Source organism: Dellaglioa sp. CoH-55-MRSF-9 (genome assembly GCF_056782155.1).
The window spans coordinates 1-287 of sequence record NZ_JBXAYG010000059.1 but is presented as its reverse complement, the minus strand read 5'-3'; the positions used below and the strand labels follow the sequence as shown (position 1 = coordinate 287).

Sequence of the window (287 nt, the reverse complement as noted above, 5' to 3'; positions counted from 1 at the left end):
GCGTCGGGCTGCTGGTCGTCGCGTATGCGCTCGTGCGGCTGTCGACGTCGCTGTTCACCGAGCTGCGCGAAATCCTGTTCTCGAAGGTCACCGAGAGCGGGGTGCGCCAGCTCGCGCGGCAGGTGTTCCGGCATCTGCACGGGCTGTCGCTGCGGTTTCATCTCGAACGCCAGACGGGCGGCATGTCGCGCGACATCGAGCGCGGCACGCGCGGCATCCAGCAGCTGATTTCGTATTCGCTGTACAGCATCCTGCCGACGCTCGTCGAGGTCGGGCTCGTGCTCGGC

1 protein-coding gene is annotated in these 287 nt (G+C 67.2%); it reads left to right on the top strand.

The genetic code is table 11. The features are described from left to right. Positions 1-287 (top strand): ABC transporter transmembrane domain-containing protein (locus tag AC1RPV_RS07785; protein ID WP_481764199.1); only part of this gene is annotated, 287 nt, incomplete at both ends.